General features: G+C 69.2%; 10 protein-coding genes and 1 riboswitch. Of the genes, 4 read left to right on the forward strand and 6 right to left on the reverse strand.

Annotated elements, in window-relative coordinates:
* Positions 1 to 134: 134 nt before the first annotated feature.
* Positions 135 to 2,360, reverse strand: coding sequence for a TonB-dependent receptor (locus R9X41_RS04980; RefSeq protein ID WP_318633782.1), 2,226 nt, complete (start codon positions 2,358 to 2,360; stop codon positions 135 to 137).
* A 261-nt stretch (positions 2,361 to 2,621) separates the two neighbouring features.
* Between R9X41_RS04980 and R9X41_RS04985 the strand changes: the two genes are divergently transcribed.
* A complete protein-coding gene (locus R9X41_RS04985; protein WP_318633783.1) occupies positions 2,622 to 2,963 on the forward strand; it encodes a hypothetical protein in 342 nt (113 codons plus the stop codon).
* A gap of 83 nt (positions 2,964 to 3,046) precedes the next feature.
* Complete coding sequence (locus R9X41_RS04990; protein ID WP_412556662.1) at positions 3,047 to 3,631, forward strand: fasciclin domain-containing protein; 585 nt, start codon at positions 3,047 to 3,049, stop codon at positions 3,629 to 3,631.
* A gap of 75 nt (positions 3,632 to 3,706) precedes the next feature.
* Here R9X41_RS04990 and yccS read toward each other — a convergent pair whose 3' ends face one another.
* The 4 genes from yccS to R9X41_RS05010 all read right to left on the reverse strand — a co-directional run bounded on the left by yccS (position 3,707) and on the right by R9X41_RS05010 (position 9,007).
* A complete protein-coding gene (yccS, locus tag R9X41_RS04995) occupies positions 3,707 to 5,863 on the reverse strand; it encodes a YccS family putative transporter (RefSeq protein WP_318633784.1) in 2,157 nt (718 codons plus the stop codon).
* A gap of 143 nt (positions 5,864 to 6,006) precedes the next feature.
* Complete coding sequence (gene nrdR / locus R9X41_RS05000; protein ID WP_318633785.1) at positions 6,007 to 6,459, reverse strand: transcriptional regulator NrdR; 453 nt, start codon at positions 6,457 to 6,459, stop codon at positions 6,007 to 6,009.
* 139 nt (positions 6,460 to 6,598) lie between these two features.
* Positions 6,599 to 7,843 carry a serine hydroxymethyltransferase gene (glyA, locus tag R9X41_RS05005; RefSeq protein WP_318633786.1) on the reverse strand — a complete coding sequence of 415 codons (1,245 nt, stop codon included), beginning with the start codon at positions 7,841 to 7,843 and terminating at the stop codon, positions 6,599 to 6,601.
* A gap of 41 nt (positions 7,844 to 7,884) precedes the next feature.
* Positions 7,885 to 8,060: riboswitch (ZMP/ZTP riboswitch) on the reverse strand.
* Between the two features lie 92 nt (positions 8,061 to 8,152).
* Entirely contained in the window at positions 8,153 to 9,007 is an 855-nt protein-coding gene (locus R9X41_RS05010; protein WP_318633787.1) for a transglycosylase SLT domain-containing protein, read from the reverse strand.
* A gap of 411 nt (positions 9,008 to 9,418) precedes the next feature.
* Here R9X41_RS05010 and R9X41_RS05015 point away from each other — a divergent pair, with 411 nt between their 5' ends.
* Both R9X41_RS05015 and R9X41_RS05020 read left to right on the forward strand, forming a co-directional pair.
* Positions 9,419 to 13,126, forward strand: coding sequence for a DUF748 domain-containing protein (locus R9X41_RS05015; protein WP_318633788.1), 3,708 nt, complete (start codon positions 9,419 to 9,421; stop codon positions 13,124 to 13,126).
* A gap of 224 nt (positions 13,127 to 13,350) precedes the next feature.
* Complete coding sequence (locus tag R9X41_RS05020; protein WP_318633789.1) at positions 13,351 to 16,074, forward strand: DUF349 domain-containing protein; 2,724 nt, start codon at positions 13,351 to 13,353, stop codon at positions 16,072 to 16,074.
* An 89-nt stretch (positions 16,075 to 16,163) separates the two neighbouring features.
* Here the strand turns inward: R9X41_RS05020 and R9X41_RS05025 are convergent, their stop codons facing one another.
* The gene (locus R9X41_RS05025) at positions 16,164 to 16,541 is read right to left on the reverse strand and encodes a hypothetical protein (protein WP_318633790.1); all 378 of its coding nucleotides are present in this window, start codon (positions 16,539 to 16,541) and stop codon (positions 16,164 to 16,166) included.
* Between the last annotated feature and the right edge of the window lie 25 nt (positions 16,542 to 16,566).

Here is a 16,566-nt window from a genome sequence, read left to right on the forward strand (position 1 = left end):
TCCCTCTGCCGATTGTGCCCATGGGCGCTCGATGGCGCTCGACGGCGATGCAGGGCCGCGGTGGAAAAGGAAGCGCCCCGGTGGCTGCCCTGAAAGGGCCGCCACCGGGGCGAAGGTCAGCCGGGGTCAGTTGCTTAGAACTCGACGCTGGCGGTCAGGCTGAAGGTGCGTGGGGCGCCCAGTACCAGATAGCCGGAACCGGAGTAACCGCCGACCGATGCCCAGTAGTTGCGGTCGGCCAGGTTGTCGACGCGGCCCCGGATGGTGACCAGCTTGCCCTGCACGGCCGTGGTGTAGCGGGCGCCGGCGTCGATGCGGGTCCAGCCGGGCACGCGCAGGTTGTTGGCCGAATCGGCGTAGCTGCTCTTGTTGGCGGTGACGCGGGCGTTGACCGCGAGACCCGGCACGAACGGGATGTCGTATTCGACATTGAAAGCGCCTTGGGCGGTCGGCACGCCGATGACGCGTTTGCCGGTGGTCGTGGCGTCGCCGGTGTTCTTCTGCTCGGTATCGAGCAGCGTCACGCCACCGAGAATGCGCAGGCCGCGCAGCGGTTCCCCGAAGGCGTTAAGCTCCACGCCCTGGTGGTTGTCCTTGCCGACAGAAGCGAAAGTGGTGCCCTGCACGATGGCCTGGCGCGGGCGGTCGGTGCTGAAGAAGGCAGCGCTGGCGCCGAGCTTGCCGCCGTCGTACTTCACGCCGACTTCCTTTTGTTTGGCGACGTAGGGCGACAGCGTCTGGCCGGCATTGCTCACCGGAACGCCGTTGGAGTTGGCGGGTGCGGTGGCGCCTGGGCTCAACTGCTCGATGTAGTTGGCATAGAGCGAGACGTCGGGGCGCAGCTTGAAGACGACACCGGCGGCCGGGCTGGTGCGGTTGGCGTCGTACTTGCCTTGACGCACGCCGGTGCCGTAGGCGTAGTCATAGGTGGTGACCTGCTGGAAGCGCGCGCCCACCGTGAACAGCAAGGTGTCGTCCAGGAAGGCCAGGGTATCGCCGAGGGCGAAGCTGCTGAGGTCCTTCTTGTTGGTGCGAACCGGGTCGGACAGCACGCCGCCGCTGCCGGCGGTGGCGCTGAACGGCGGCAGTGTGGTCAGCACCGGGTTGTAGAGGTTGGTCGTCTGCTGGTTGCCGAAATCGAAGGTGTAGGCGTTGTTGCGTTCGGAGCCGAAATAGGCGGCCGAGGCGACCAGGTTGTGCTTGACCACGCCGGTCTGGATCTTGGCGCGGATGCCGATCTCGCCGGTGCGGACCTGTTCCTGGCCGGTGTTGTCGAAGCGGTAGGTGGTGCCGTTGCCGTTGGCGTTGTTGACCATCAGGTTGCCCAGCGAGTTCGCTTCGGTGCCATTGCGGGCGCCGGCGGCGAACCAGGCGGTGACCTTGTCGTTGATGTCGTATTCGCCACGCAGCGAGCCGAAGGTGTCGCGCTCGTTGGAATAGGAGCCGGGTTGCGCCCAGTTGCGCGATGCGTTCGGCGCACCGGGCACGCTGGTCAAGCCCGACAGCGTGACGTTGGTGCGGGTGTTGCTGAGGCGATGGTCCTGGTAGCCGATGTCGGCCGACAGGCGGGCGTTGGCGCTGCGCCAGTCGAGGCCGACCGACACCACGTCGAGCTTGACCTTCTCGCGGTCGATGCCGGTGCCGCCGTCGCGGTGGGCCGCGTTGATGCGGATGCCGGTGCTGTTGTCGGGGCCGAAGCGGCGCGAGAGATCGACCGCTCCATAGAACTGGCCACCCTTGGCGCCACCGAGCGTGACCTGCGAAAGGGGCTCGTTGGTGGCGCGCTTGGGCAGCAGGTTGACCGTGCCGCCGATGCCGTCGCCGCCGGGGGTGATGCCGGTCAGGAAGGTGCTGGCGCCGTGCAGCACTTCGACGCGCTCGAAAAGTTCGGAAGAGATGTACTGGCGCGGCAGCAGGCTGTAGAGACCGTTGTAGGCGACAAAGTCGGAGCCCAGCAGGAAGCCGCGGATGAAATAGGACTCCTGGAAGTTGCCGAAGCCCCGCGCCACGCGAATGGAAGGATCGTTCTGCAGCACGTCGCCGACGCTGCGGGCCTGCTGGTTCTGGATCAGTTCGTTGGTGAAGCTGGTGACGGCGAAGGGCGAGTCCATGTTGTCCTGGTTGCCCAGAACGCCGACACGCCCACCGCGCGCCACCTGGCCACCGGCGTAGGGTTTGGTCAGGCCTTCGGCGGACGCGTCGGCCGACGCATTGACTGTCACTGTCTGGAGAGTGCCGGCGGTTGTCGCGGCGGCCGCCGGTGTCGCGGATTGGGCTTGCACACCGGCAGCCGCCAGGGTCAGGAACGCCGCGACCGCGAGCGGGGTGAAGGGCGTGGAAGGTTGACGAAGGGCGTACATGATGGCGAGCGACGTGGTTATAGGAAAAGAACGCAAATGAGAATTTGTTTCATTCTAATATTGAACGTTGTCGTTTTTTTGCCATAACTGCCGTTGTGCGTCGCGGGGAAACGCGGTGGGCGCGCGCTCAGGGACGGTGAGGACGAATCGGGGCACGACTCCTACAGGGTGCCGTGCAGGTGTCCTTCGCCAAGGCCGCTGCTCAATGCATAGCGTGTGGGTTTCGGGCCTCTCCGGCCTGTTTGACTCCCAGGAGACCTCATGAACCAAAAGACTTGGGCACTCGCCATTGCTACGGCGGCCATCGGTGCCGCGTCGCATTCGTCGGCCATGGCGCAGACCACCACCTCTGCGTCCACCGGACTGTCTTCGCCCGCCGCGCGGGACGCGCAAGGGCACGCCACCGACTCGACGACACCGATGGCCCATCCCAAAGGGTCGTCGAACAAGGCCAGTAGCGGCACCGGCATGACCACCAGCGGTAATGCGCTGAACCCTGGCTCTACCCGGACCACGACCACGCCGCCCAACACCACACCGGGCGCCGGACTGCGCAACAGCGGCGACGCGACCCCGCCCACCTCCGGCGCCGCCGGCCGCTGAAGCGCGGCTTTTCTGGTTGGCGTCCTGTCGGGCGAGGCATTCGCCCGACGCTCTCCCTTTCACATTCCGGAGGAAATCTTCTTATGAAAAAACTGCTTCTTGCCGCTGGTGTCGCCGCTCTGTTGTCCGCATGTGCCGGTGGCATGTCCGGTTCGGGATCGCCTGCCGGCGGCACGTCGATGCCATCCGTGATGGTCGGCGGCGCGCCCATGCTGCCGACGCGCGACATCATCGAGAACGCCTCCAACTCCAAGGACCACACCACGCTGGTGGCTGCCGTGAAGCAGGCCGGGCTGGTCGACACGCTCAAGGGCCCGGGCCCGTTCACCGTGTTCGCGCCGACGAATGCGGCATTCGGACTGCTGCCGCAGACCACCGTGTCGACCCTGATGACGCCGGTCGGCAAACCTGTGTTGACCCGTCTGCTGAGCTACCACGTGGTGCCGGGCCGCATCGACTCGGCCGCGCTGGCGCAGGCGATCCGGGTGGGCGGCGGTACGGCCACGCTCACCACCGTGGCCGGCGTTCCGCTGAAGGCACGCATGAACGGCAGCAACATCGAACTGGTGGATGCCCAGGGCATGACCGCGATCGTCACCACCGCGAACGTCTATCAGTCCAACGGCGTGATCCACGTGATCGACCACGTGCTGATCCCCGGCAATTGAGCTTCACCTGACCAGCCGCTGCGGCGGCGGTCGCCAAGGCCGGCCCCTCTGGCCCCTGAACGGACGAGCGCGTTCTCAGGGGCTTTTTTGCGGCCGCACCTCCACCAGCCGCAGCACCGCTTTGCCCAGCAGCGGAATCTGCCGGCTCACCAGCGCGAGCTGCGCCAGGGTGGTGGCGTCGCCCTGCGCTTCGAGCTCGTCGGCCAGCACGGTGGCCTGCCGGTCCGCTTCTTCCGACAGGCGCGCCGCATCCTGCTCGCGCAAGGCGGCGGCGAAACGATCGAGGTGGTCGATCAGCGCGGTGGACGCTTCCCCGAACAAGGCCTGCCCGGGCGCATCGGCGCCTTCGCCACGGTGCGCGCCCAGGGCCGACAGGTAGTTGAGCAGGGTGTGCGACTGCACCAGGAAGCGGATGCCCGCGTCGATGCCGCCGCGCACCAGGCCGGGCTCCTGCAGCACGTGCGAGACGGCGGTCGACAGCGCGGCGTCGGCGTCGTGCGCGTTGCGGCGGGCCACGCGGTAGGCGAGGTCGTCGCGCTTGCCGGTGTCGATCTGCTTGCCGATGGCGTGGAGGTAGCGCGCGGCCGTGGTCAGCGCCAGGGCGGCGGCCGGGCGCAGGCGGCGCGCCTTCCAGTCCGGCAGGATGCCGATGACCGCGATGGAGGCGATGGCCGCGCCGAGCAGGGTGTCGATCATGCGCGGCAGGATCAGCGCGGCGCCGTCGCCGGTCTGGTTGTTGCCGAGCAGCACCACCAGGGTCACGGCGAAGGTGGCGATGCCGTAGCGGGTCTTGTTGAAGGCGAAGAACAGGGTGCCTGCGGCCACCGCGAAAGCCGCCTCCAGCAGCAGGTCGGGGAACAGCCGCAACACCGCCCAGCCGGCGACCAGGCCGCAGAAGGTGCCGATGACACGCTCGAGCACGCGGCGGCGGGTGGCGCCGTAACTCGGCTGGCAGACGAAGAGCGTGGTCAGCAGCACCCAATAGCCGTGCTCGGCGTGCAGCATGCTGAGCACCACGAAGCTGGCCGCCAAAGCCAGCGCCAGCCGTACCGCGTGGCGGAACACGGGGGCCTGCAGCCGACATTGCGAGCGCACCTTGGCGAAGGCTTCGCGCAGGGTGCGCGGCGTGGAGTCGAACAGGGTTTCGCCGAGGCTCGCCGGCTGCGGCGTGCCGGCGCCGGCGAGCTGCTGGTCGAGCGCGGCCAAGTTGTCGTGCAGCGCGTGCAGCGAGCGGAGCTGGCGCGCGCGCCGCTGTGGCGGTGTGACGTCGGTGGCGCGCGGTTCCTGGCTGCCCAGGTGGTCGAGCGCGCTGCGCAGCTCGGCCAGGGCCTGGGCGCTGGCGCCGTCATCCGCCCGCTGGCGGCGCAGCCGGATCGCCTGGCCGACCTCCGAGCAGACGCTGCCCTGCAGCGCCAGGGTGCGCTGGCAGCGAAACATCACGTCGCTGTGGAAGAAAGCTTCGGCCAGCTCGGCGTAGGCCACGTGCGAGGAGCTCGCGCGCTCGTGCACGTCCTGCGCGATGAAGTACTGGGCCAGCAGCAGCCGGCTTTCCTCGTTGCCCTCGTCCGGCGGCGTGCCGGTGGCCGGGTCGATCGGCGGCAGGCGGCGCAGCAACGCGTCCTTGGCGAGGTTGAGCGCCTGCACCACGTCCACGTTGCGATGAGCCAGGGCAATGCGGCGCCGCTCCATGTCCACGCCGCGAATCGGCTCGAACATCGCGGCCTTGAGCCAGAGGTATTCAGCCAGGGTGTCGTAGACCTGCGCGATGCGCCGGCGCACCGGGTGCAGCGCGAAGGCCCAGGCCCAGGCGACCGAGATGGCGCTGTAGGCGGCCGCGCCCGCCAGCAGCAGCGCGGGCTGCAGCCAGCGCGGGCCGTCGCCGATGTCTTCCATGCCGGTGGCGCTGTAGACCGACAGCACCAGCGTGGCCCAGGCGGTGGCGCGCCAGCGTTCGCTGATGGCGCTGAGCAGGGTGAGCACGAAGGCGGCGCTGCAGAGCGCGACACCGAAGGCCCAGTGGCGGTCGAACAGCCAATGAACCATGGCTGAAGCCATGGCGAAGCAGACGAGGGTGGCGACGACGGTACGCAGCCGGCCGCGCCAGCCGTCATCGGTGTCGCCGATGCCGCTGGCGATCACGCCGAGGAACATCGGCATGACCCAGTCGATGCGGTCGTAGTGCCAGCAGGCCGCCATGATGGCGGTGAGGACGATGCCGACCCGTGTGCTCATCACGGCGGCATCCTGGGCCCACAGGCGTTTGAGAAGCGTGTGGGGAGCGGAGCGGAACATCGGGATCGGAAAGCGCAGAGCCGGAGAACGGGAAACGGTTTCCGGACGCAAGAAGCGTGCGCGCGATCAGGCCCGGGCCGCGCTCAGGTCCGCACGACCTCGTCGACGAGGGTCTTGAACTCGTCGATGTCCTCGAAGCTGCGATAGACGCTGGCAAAGCGCACGTAGGCGACCTTGTCGAGCCGCCGCAGTTCGCGCATGACCAGTTCGCCCAGTCGGTTGGAGGCGATTTCGCGCAGGCCGGTGGTCAGCAGGGTTTCCTCGATGCGCTCGACCGCGCTGTCGACCTGCTCGATGCCGACCGGCCGCTTGCGCAGGGCCAGGTCCATGGAGGCGCGCAGTTTCTCGGGCTTGAAGTCCACCCGCCGGCCGTCTTTCTTGACGATGACCGGAAAGCTCAGGTCGGGGCGCTCGTAGGTGGTGAAGCGCTTGTCGCAGGCGCCGCAGCGGCGCCGGCGCTTGATGAAGGTGGCGTCCTCGGCCACCCGGGTGTCGATCACCTGGGTGTCGGCGTTGGCGCAGAAGGGGCACTTCATGCGACGGCAATGCTTCGAGGAGGGGAAATCCAGACGCGGTTCGCGAATGGAAGGCTCCGCCCGGCGCCGGGCCGCCCCAAGGCGGGCGCGGCCCCCGCGGGGCGCAGCGACGACACGCAGTGCGGAGCGTGGGGGTCCATTACTTATAGACCGGGAAGCGCGAGGTCAGCGCATGCACCTTGGCTCGGACCGCCTCGATGTTGGCCGCGTCACGCGGGTTGTCCAGCACGTCGGCGACCAGGTGGGCGGTGGCGCGTGCTTCCTCGTCCTTGAAGCCGCGGGTGGTCATGGCCGGGGTGCCGATGCGCACGCCGCTGGTGACCATCGGCTTCTCGGGATCGTTGGGGATCGCGTTCTTGTTGATGGTCATGTGCGCGCTGCCCAGCACCGCCTCGGCTTCCTTGCCGGTGATGCCCTTGGAGCGCAGGTCGACCAGCATGACGTGGCTCTGCGTGCCGCCGCTGACGATGCGCAGGCCGCGAGCGGTCAGCGTCTCGGCGACGATGCGCGCGTTGGTCACGACCTGCTGCTGGTAGGCCTTGAATTCGGGCGCCATGGCTTCCTTGAAGGCCACCGCCTTGGCGGCGATGACGTGCATCAGCGGGCCACCCTGCAGGCCGGGGAAGATCGCGCTGTTGATGGCTTTTTCGTGCTGGGCCTTCATCAGGATGATGCCGCCGCGCGGGCCGCGTAGGCTCTTGTGCGTGGTGGAGGTGACGATGTCGGCGTGCGGCACCGGGTTGGGGTAGACGCCTGCGGCGATCAGGCCGGCGTAGTGGGCCATGTCGACCATGAAGATCGCGCCGACTTCCTTGGCGATCCTGGCGAAGCGCTCGAAGTCGATGTGCAGGCTGTAGGCGGAGGCTCCGGCCACGATGAGCTTGGGCTTGTGCTCGCGGGCCTTGGCTTCCATGGCGTCGTAGTCGATGGCTTCGTTCTTGTCGAGGCCGTAAGAGACCACGTTGAACCACTTGCCCGACATGTTGAGCGGCATGCCGTGGGTGAGGTGGCCACCTTCGGCCAGGCTCATGCCCATGATGGTGTCGCCGGGCTTCAGGAAGGCGAGGAACACGGCTTCGTTGGCCGAGGCGCCGCAATGGGCCTGCACGTTGGCGGCATCGGCGCCGAAGATCTGCTTGACGCGGTCGATGGCCAGCTGCTCGGCGACATCGACGAACTCGCAGCCGCCGTAGTAGCGCTTGCCGGGATAGCCCTCGGCGTATTTATTGGTGAGCTGGGTGCCCTGCGCCCACATCACCGCGGGAGAAGCGTAGTTCTCGCTGGCGATGAGTTCGATGTGTTCTTCCTGGCGACGGTTCTCGGCCTGGATGGCTGCGAACAGTTCGGGGTCGGTCTGTTCGACGAGGATGGAGCGGTCGTACATGGTTTGGCAGTCCTTCGACGATGAAAGTCCCTGTGTGAAACGAGGGCTGCCCAGGCGAACGGCTGAAACGCGACGGTCGCCGGCCACGAGGCCGAAGTTCCGCGCGGTACGCTCCCCAGTGGTTGTCGGAGCCTTGCTGCCCCGCATGGATTCCACGTCAGCGGCGGTGCGACCCTGTTCGGGCCACCCGCGCCTATCGCCAGTCGCGTACCAGCGGGATTTTAGCGTCGAAAGAAAGCCCGCCGGAACCGGCGGGCAGGCACGTCGCGCGAAAGCGTCGCCTCGCCTGCCGGGCGCCCCGGTGCGAGGTCAGTGCGAGACGGCGACGTCGAAGGCGCCGAGCGTCGCGACCTTGTCGGCGGCCGGCGCTGCCACCGGGGCGGCTTCGATGATCTTGGCCGGGGCCACGACCGGCACCGGCGCGGCCTGCGGCGGGGTGAAGGTGGGCACCGCGCGGCCGGCGGCGACCTGCAGCAGGCGGTTGTGCTCGGCCATCACCTTGGCGACATAGCCGCCGTCCGCGATATTGGCAGCGCCGACGTAATAGCGCAGGCCGCCTTCGAGCGAGCCGGCGCGGCCGATGCATTCCTGCAGCACCCGCACGCCCACGCGCAGGTTGGTCACCGGGTCGAAGGCTGCGAAGTGGCCGCCGAAATTCTGGTATTTGTCGCTGTGCACCGTGGTCATGACCTGCATCAGGCCCTGGGCGCCGATGGGGCTCTGCGCGAACGGGTTGAAGCTGGATTCCACCGCCATCACCGCCAGGATCATGGTCGGGTCGAGCTTGTTCCTGGATCCGAGGTCGAAGGCCTCGGCCACCAGGGCGCCGATGGGCTCTGGCGCCACGCTGTACTTGCGGCTGAGCCAGTAGGTGACGGCGGCCTGCGCCTTGGGCAGTTCCTTGGGGTTGGCGGCGGTGGCGCGTTCGACCGCGTCGAGCTCGATCGGCATGCCGAGCAGCGCCACGCGGCGTTCCTGCAGCCAGCCGCGCAGATGGTCTTCGCCGGCGTCCCGCAGGTCGGGTCGCGCGCCGAGGATCGCCACGGCCAGCACCATGAACAGGCCGAGCAGCGCGAAGCTGTTGTGGGTGATTTCGAAAAAGCCTTCTGCGATGTCGGATGCGACCGTTCGCAGTCCTGAAATCGTCTTTGCCAATGCGTTCATCGCAGTTTTTCCTTTTCTACGCGGGGACCACCGAGCCAAGCGCAGTCCCGGGGAAGCCGGGGCGCGGAGCAGGAATGGAGTGCCTCGTTTTGATCGGATAGCCGCCGGGTTCGCGCGGTCGCCTGACGTTCAGGGCGACGGATGAGGCAGCGAGCCGGGCTGTGCCGTGCGGGACGGCAGCGAGATGTAAGGCCTTCCCGAAGGGGAGGGCGGGGCGGATTCTAGGGGCTCGAAATATCAGGTCAAGCATATGAACCTCACTTCTTATGCCTATTGATGTCGATCGACAACGAAAACCCGGGCTTCGTGTACAGCCTAAGTCGGGGTTTGTCCGACGTGAAGGGGGTGGCGATAGCCTGCCCGGGCCGTTGTGCACTGTTCTCATTTCGGCGTTTGTGGTTACGCTTGGTTATGTCTCTGTCTTCCCGGCTACCTTGCCGCTCGATCCTGCGTGCTGCGGCGTGGATCCTGGGCGCACTCCTTTTCCTGCTCGCGCTGGCCTGGTTCGGCATACCGCCCCTTGCACGATCGCAGATCGAGGCGCGAGGCACCGAAAAGCTGGGCCGTGCGGTGACGGTGGAAGCCGTGCGCTTCGTGCCCTGGAAGCTGCAGACCACCCTCGACGGGCTGCAGGTGGCGGGTCTGCCCGGCCAAAGTGCGCCGCAGCTGCGCATCGACCGCGTGCAGTTCCGCACGGCGCTGTCGTCCTTGTGGGTGGGCGCGCCGGTCATCGAACAGTTGCGCGTCGACAAGCCACACGTGCGGCTGGCCCGGCTCGCGGGCGGGCGCTACGACATCGACGACCTGATCGAGCGTCTGGTCCAACCGGCCGAGCCGGCTTCGGCGCCGGCCCGCTTCGCCCTGCACGATCTGAAACTCGACGGCGGCTCCGCCGATTTCGACGACCGTGCCCTGTCCGGCGCGAAGGCGCTGCACACGCTGCGCAACCTGCAATTGGCGCTGCCCACCATCAGCAGCCTGCGTCCCGGCGACGAAACCGAGGTAGCACCGACGCTTTCGTTCGATCTGGATGACAGCCGTTTCGACAGCAAGGCCACCGCGCAGCCCTTCGCCGAGATGCGCAAGGGCGAGGTGACTCTGCAGGTGGACGGGCTGGAGCTGGCGCGCCTGCGCGATTACCTGCCGCCAAGCCTGCCCGCGAGCCCGCGCGGCGGCAAGCTGGACGCGCGGCTGACGCTGCGTTTCGCCCAGCAGGCCCGGCCGGCCGACGCGCTGCTGGATATATCAGGCGACCTGCGGCTGGAGCAGCTGGTGCTGGCCGCAGCGGACGACCGTGAAGTCTTCGGTGCGCAGGAATTGCGAATCGCCATCGGCCAGCTCGCGCCGCTGCGCCGGTCGGTGAAGCTGGACCGGATCGAGCTGGTCGGCCCGCGCCTGGACATCCGACGCGATGCCGCCGGGCGCATCGATCTGCTGCCGGCGGCGTCCAAACCGGCGTCCACGCCGTCCACGGCGCCGCCCGCTGCGCCCTGGAAGGTCGAACTCGCCCAATTGGCGATCCGCGACGGTCGCCTGCGCTGGCAGGACGCCGCCGCAGCCGAACCGGTGGCGATCACCGTCGACAAGTTCGGGCTCGAGGCCAGCGCCATCGCCTGGCCGATGGTGCGGCCGGCCACCTTGCGCGGCAGCGCGAGCATTGCCGGTGACAAGACGACTCCGGCGACGACGGCCACGCTGGAATGGTCGGGTACCGCCGGACTGCAGGACGGCCAGATGCGCGTGGGCGTGCGCAAGCTGCCACTGGCCTGGGCGCGTCCCTATCTGCCGGTGCGCCTGCAGCCGCGGCTGGCGGGTGTGGCGGCGGGCGATATGGACGTCGGCTGGTCGCCGGAAGGCGTGCAGGCGCAGGCGCCGACGGTGTCTGTCGAGGGTCTGGCGTTGAGCCAGGCGGGGCGGTCGCTGGTCGGCGTGCAGCGGGTCGCGGTGTCCGATCTGAAGGTCGACACGGCGCGGCGCAGCGTGTCGGCCGGGCGGCTGGAGATCGCCGCGCCGGTGGCCCAGGTGGCGCGGGATGCGCGTGGCCGCTGGATGTTCGAGGACTGGTGGGCGGCGCCCGTCGCCAAGGCGTCGAAGGCTTCTTCTTCTTCTTCTTCTTCTCCGACCGCCGCCGCGCCCTGGACCGCGTCGCTCAAGGCGCTCAGCCTCACGGCCGGCCGCATCGGTTGGCGCGACGCCGTGCCGCGTCGGTCCGTGGCGCTGGACCTGCAGGCGCTGAAGCTGCAGGCCACCGATCTGGCCTGGCCGGTGGAGGCCGGTGCGCGTGGCTTCGTGGTGCAGCTCGACACCACTTTGGCGGCAGGCGAGACGGCACCCGGCCGTCTGCGCTTCAACGGCAGCGTGGCGCCGAGCCCGGTGGTCGTCGACGGCAGGCTCGACGCCGAACGCCTGCCGCTGCAGGCGGTCGAGCCGTACTTCGGCGATGGCTTGGCGGTGCAGCTCGTGCGCGCCGACATGGATTTTGCCGGCAACGTACGCGCCGACTTGCTGCCGGCCGGGCTCGAGCTGCGCGCCCAGGGCAACGCCAGCGTGGAAAACGGCCGCATCGACAGCGCCGCGCCGGATTCGCCCGGCCCGGTGCCGGTTGCGAGCACGGCCACCAACGCCACCAACACTGCAGCCCGCCGCGCCGGCGTGCTGACGCCGGGCACGCGTCGCGCCAACAGTCTGTTCACCTGGCGCACGCTGCAATTGCATCAGCTGACGCTCAAGCTCGCGCCGGGCAAGCCGCTGTTCTGGGGCGTGTACGACACCACGCTGGCCGATTTCTTCGCGCGCTTGTCCATCGCCGAGAACGGCCAGCTCAATCTGCGCCAGCTCACACGTGCTGCAGCGCCCGCTGGAGCGTCAGCCAGGTCGCCCGCCGCGCCTCAGCCCGCGCCGGCGCAAGCGCCCGAGCTGCACTTCGGTCAGATCCACCTGTCCGGCGGCCGGGTGCTGTTCACCGACAACTTCATCAAGCCCTCCTATTCGGCGTCGCTGAGCGAACTGCAGGGCGTGCTCGGCGCCTTCGACTCGGTCGGCGCGGTGTATGCCGAGCCGGCCATGGCCACGCTCAATCTGCGCGGCAAGGCCGAGGGCACGGCCTCGCTGTCGATCGACGGCAAGCTCAATCCGCTGGCCAATCCGCTGGCGGTGGACATCGTGGCCAAGGTGAACGATCTCGACCTGCCCGCGCTGTCGCCGTATTCGGTGAAGTACATGGGCCACGGCATCGAGCGCGGCAAGCTCAGCATGGACGTGCACTACCGCATCCAGCCCGACGGCAAGCTCAGCGCCGACAACTCGCTGGTGCTGCGCCAACTCGCCTTCGACGAGCAGGAGCGCGGCAGCAGCAGCCTGCCGGTGCGCCTGGCCGCTGCGCTGCTGGCCGACAGCAACGGCGTGATCGACCTGAACCTGCCGATCAGCGGATCGATCAACGATCCGCAGTTCAGCCTGGCGCCGGTGATCATGAAAGCACTGGTCAACCTGGTGACGCGGGCGGTGACCTCGCCGTTCTCGCTGATCTCCGGGCTGTTTTCCGGGCCGGGGCAATCGGAGACATCGACGGTGAGGTTCGCCGCCGGCAGCGCCGAGCTCGACGCTTCCGCCCGCCAGGGGCTGGACGCGGTGGCCAAGGCGCTGGTGGCCCGGCCGGCGCTGCAGCTCACGGTGTCGGGCGCCGCCAGTGCCGATGCCGAGACCGAGGGCATCCGCCGCGAGCGGCTGCGCCAGCTGGCCCGCGTCGAAAAACGCCGGGCGATGACCACGACCGCACCCGCGCAATCGCCGCCGCCGCTATCGCAGGTGGCCTTGAGCGATGCGGAATATCCGGCCTTGCTGCGCCGCGTCTATGAAGCCACCGACATGCCCAAGCCGCGCAATTTCGTCGGCATGCAGAAGGATGTGCCGCTGGCCGAGATGGAGCGCCTGCTGGCCCAGCAGGTCGACGTGACCGACGACTCGGTGCGCAGCCTGGCGCTGCAGCGGGCGGGGGCGGTGCGCGATTACCTGGCCGACCACGGTGTGCCCGCGGCCCGGGTGTTCCTGGGCTCGCCGCGCATGGGCGACGAGGCCGCCGCGCCCCCCGAGGCGCGGCTGCGCCTCTCGGCGCGCTGAGATCTATTCGACGTTTGTCACGGGATTTCCGCTTCCTGCGTTTTTTAATCCGCAAGCACGCTGTTTCACACCGTCATCCATAGACTTTCAAATCCCGGCGAAAATAGCCGGTTCCGCGCAACGGGCCCGAACCCGTTGCGACCCGAGCGGGGCGTCGCCCCGGTGCGTAGCGCACCGGTCGGCGCGACTGCCGCTCCCAGCCCCTATTCCCCATTCGAATCACCATGTCCGACGCATCCGACGCGAACCAGGCCCAGGCCAAGAACACCGAGGCGCATCCTCTCGACGCCCTGACCGGCGGCGCGTTCTCCGCGCCCACGTCCGGCGAGCGCGCAGCCCGCGTGCGCGAGTGGCTCGCCGGCAATCCCGCCGCCGAGCAGATCCAGGAAGTCTTCAAGGAACTCAGCGTGCGCGACAAGGGCGCCGCCCGCGCACTGCGCGAACGCCTCGACGAACTCAAGCGCGCCAAGGGCCAGGAAGCCATCGCCGCCGAATGGGCAGAAAAAGCCCAGGCGATGCTCACCGCGCCCAAGCTCAACATCGCCGACGCCATGGCCTGGCAGCGCGATGCCGCCAAGGCCGGCGCGCCGCTGAGCCGCGAGCCGCTGGCGGGCCTGAAGGCCCAACTCGCCGAGCGCATCCGCACCATCGAAGACCTGCAGCATCGCGTGCAGGTGCAGCGCGAGGCGGCGGTGCTGCTGTCGCAACGCATCGACGTGCTCTCCACCAAGCCCTGGCGCGATGCCGCCGCGGCCATCGACACCCTGCGAAACGACGTCGCGCACTGGCAGCAGCAGGCCGAAGGCCTGAGCGGCGATGCCAGCTGGGCGAGCGTGGAGGCGCGCTTTCCGCCGCTGCTCGACAGCTCGCGTGCGCAGCTGCTGGTGGTGTGGGACGCCTTCCAGGCCGCGCTGGCGCAGACCACCGCCGCCGCCGAGAGCGCCGACGCGCCGCTGCCGCCGGTGCCGGTGTGGGCCGACGAGATCACCGTCGCCCGGGGCGGCACGCCGGTCGCCGCGCAGGCGCCCGCCGCTGGCGAAGGCGCTCCGGCCAAGGCCGAGCGGCCGCCGCGTCCGGCCGCCGATCCGGCGGTGCGCGAAAAGGCCGAGACGGCCGTGCGCGAAGCGCTGGTCAAGCTCGAGAAAGAAACCGCCGAAGGCCACGGCAAGGCCAGCGTCGGCGCCGCCGCCGCCCTGCGTGCGGTGCTCAAGGAACACGGCCGCCATGTGGGCGACGCCCTCGAAGCTCAGGTGCATGCCGCGCTGACGGCCGCCGGCGAGCTCGAAGGATGGTCGCGCTGGCGTTCCGACCAGCTGCGCGAGGAACTGGTCGCCAAGGCCGAGGGCCTGACCAATCGCCCCGAAGGCCAGGCGTTGGGTGGCCGCAAGATGCAGGAAACCCTGCGCTCGCTGCGCGAGCAGTGGAAGCAGACCGACCAGACCGGCCCTGCCAACCACGCCCTGTGGAAGCGTTTCGATCACGCCTGCAACGAGGCGCACAAGGTCGTCGAGACCTGGCTCGAAAAGGTCAAGGCCGATGCGGCCGAGCACCGTGCCCAGCGGGGCGCGCTGATCGAGGAACTCAAGGCCTGGGGCGCGGCGCAGGCCGAAAGCGGCGACCTCAAGGCGCTGCAGCGCGGCCTGCACCAGTTTGCCGACCGCTGGCGCGATGCCGGCCATCTCAGCGAGAAGGCCTTCGCCGAAATCATGCCGCAGTGGAAGCAGGCTTTCGCCGCTGCCGCCGCACCGCTGGAGGCCGCGCAGAAGCAGAGCCATGAACGCCGCCAGGCCCTCATCGACGAAGCCACGGCGCTGTCGGCCGCACCGCAGCTGCGGGTGGACGCGGTGCGTGCGCTGCAGCAACGCTGGCAGGCGGAAGCCCAGGCGGTGCCGCTGGACCGTCGTCAGGAACAGAAGCTGTGGGACGCCTTCCGCAAGCCGCTGGACGAGGCCTTCCAGCGCAAGGGCGCCGAACGCGAACGTGCGCAGGGCGCGGTCAGCGAACACGACCGCATCGTGCTGCAGGCCTCCGACGCCTTGCGCGCGGCCAACGACAGCGGTGATGCCCAGCAGATCCGCGCGGCCATGACGGCGCTGGAAGCGGCGATCCGTGGCCAGCAGGCGGCCGTGGCCGCAGCGGCCGCCGCACCTGCCGCGCCGGCCGCGGCCGCCGCCCCGACGGGCGATGCCGCTGCGGCGGATGGCTCGACCGAAGCGCCGGCAGAGGGTTCGGCAGCAGGTTCGGCAGACGCACCGGCCGAAGGCGCCGAAGCACCCGTCGCCGCCGCACCCAAGCCGGCCCCGAAGCCGGTGGTGGCGGTGCGCCGCGCCGACGACCGTCCGGGCGGCCAGCGCGCCGAGCCGGCGGCCGCTGCACGCGGCGGCAAGTTCGGCTCGCGCGATGGCGGCCGTCCGGGTGGACGCGACGACCGCGGCGGCCGTGGCGATCGTCCGGGCCGTTTCGGCGATGCACCGCGCGAGGACCGTGGTCCGCGCCTGGGCGACGCCGCCTTCCGCGCGCAACGCGATGCCATCGAGAACGCCCAGGCAGCCCTGCGCAAGCTGGCCGCCCAGGCGCACGGCGAGGCGCTCACCCAGCTGATGACCGCCTGGGAGCAGCGCGACGCGGCCCAGCTGCCGGGCGCGCAGGCGCTGGGCAACAAGGTCAGCCCCACGGTGCGTGGTGCCTGGGCGCAAGCCCTGGGCAACGCGCCGGCGGCAGTACCGTCCGAAGCGCTGCTGCGGCTGGAAATGGCCGCCGAAGTGCCCACGCCGGCCGAGCACCTGGACGCACGCCGCATGCTGCAACTGCAGCTGCTCACCCGCCGCAACGATCCGACGCCCGCGCAGACCTGGGGCCAGGACACGGCCAAGGTGCTGGGCGGCGCGAGCGATCCGGCCACGGCACGCCGTCTGCAGAACGCATTGAAGGCGCTGCTGCGCGGTTGATACCGACGCCCGTGCGCCCATCGAACAAGGCTCCTTCGGGAGCCTTTTTCTTTGGCGAATCGGCCGAGCGAGCCGGGCCTGTCACCGGCCTATTTCAACGTGAAGCGGGCAGTGCCCAGCGTGCGCGCGCCTTGCGTCACCACCGCCACCGCCTTGGTGCCGGCACCGACCTTGAACGCGCCCTGTGCTTCCAGCTTGTCGCCGGCCGGGCGCAAGACCACCTCCTGCTTGTCGGAGCCGCTCAGCAAGGTGATCTTGGCGGCGGCCTCGGTCAGGTCGATCGACTTGCCGTGGTCCGCCAGGTAGAGCTGCAGCGCGTCAGGGCGGGCGACGAGTTCGAAGTCGGCCTCCTTGCCTTCCACCACCACGCCGCCATGGCGCGGATGGTGGTGATGCTCAGCCTTTTGCGCCAGGGCGGGCAGGGCGACGGCGGCAGCCAGTGCGGCGAGTAGAACGAAACGTTTCATGGAACAACTCCCTGGGGTGAAATGA

This window comes from Xylophilus sp. GOD-11R, assembly GCF_033546935.1.
Taxonomy (GTDB): Bacteria; Pseudomonadota; Gammaproteobacteria; order Burkholderiales; family Burkholderiaceae_C; genus Xylophilus.

What these genes read in the sequence shown, in the direction of transcription:
- R9X41_RS04980 (WP_318633782.1), bottom strand. Translation starts at nt 2,360, where the DNA reads ATGTACGCCCTTCGTCAACCTTCCACGCCCTTCACCCCGCTCGCGGTC.
- R9X41_RS04985 (WP_318633783.1), top strand. Translation starts at nt 2,622, where the DNA reads ATGAACCAAAAGACTTGGGCACTCGCCATTGCTACGGCGGCCATCGGT.
- R9X41_RS04990 (WP_412556662.1), top strand. Translation starts at nt 3,047, where the DNA reads ATGAAAAAACTGCTTCTTGCCGCTGGTGTCGCCGCTCTGTTGTCCGCA.
- yccS (WP_318633784.1), bottom strand. Translation starts at nt 5,863, where the DNA reads ATGAGCACACGGGTCGGCATCGTCCTCACCGCCATCATGGCGGCCTGC.
- nrdR (WP_318633785.1), bottom strand. Translation starts at nt 6,459, where the DNA reads ATGAAGTGCCCCTTCTGCGCCAACGCCGACACCCAGGTGATCGACACC.
- glyA (WP_318633786.1), bottom strand. Translation starts at nt 7,843, where the DNA reads ATGTACGACCGCTCCATCCTCGTCGAACAGACCGACCCCGAACTGTTC.
- R9X41_RS05010 (WP_318633787.1), bottom strand. Translation starts at nt 9,007, where the DNA reads ATGAACGCATTGGCAAAGACGATTTCAGGACTGCGAACGGTCGCATCC.
- R9X41_RS05015 (WP_318633788.1), top strand. Translation starts at nt 9,419, where the DNA reads ATGTCTCTGTCTTCCCGGCTACCTTGCCGCTCGATCCTGCGTGCTGCG.
- R9X41_RS05020 (WP_318633789.1), top strand. Translation starts at nt 13,351, where the DNA reads ATGTCCGACGCATCCGACGCGAACCAGGCCCAGGCCAAGAACACCGAG.
- R9X41_RS05025 (WP_318633790.1), bottom strand. Translation starts at nt 16,541, where the DNA reads ATGAAACGTTTCGTTCTACTCGCCGCACTGGCTGCCGCCGTCGCCCTG.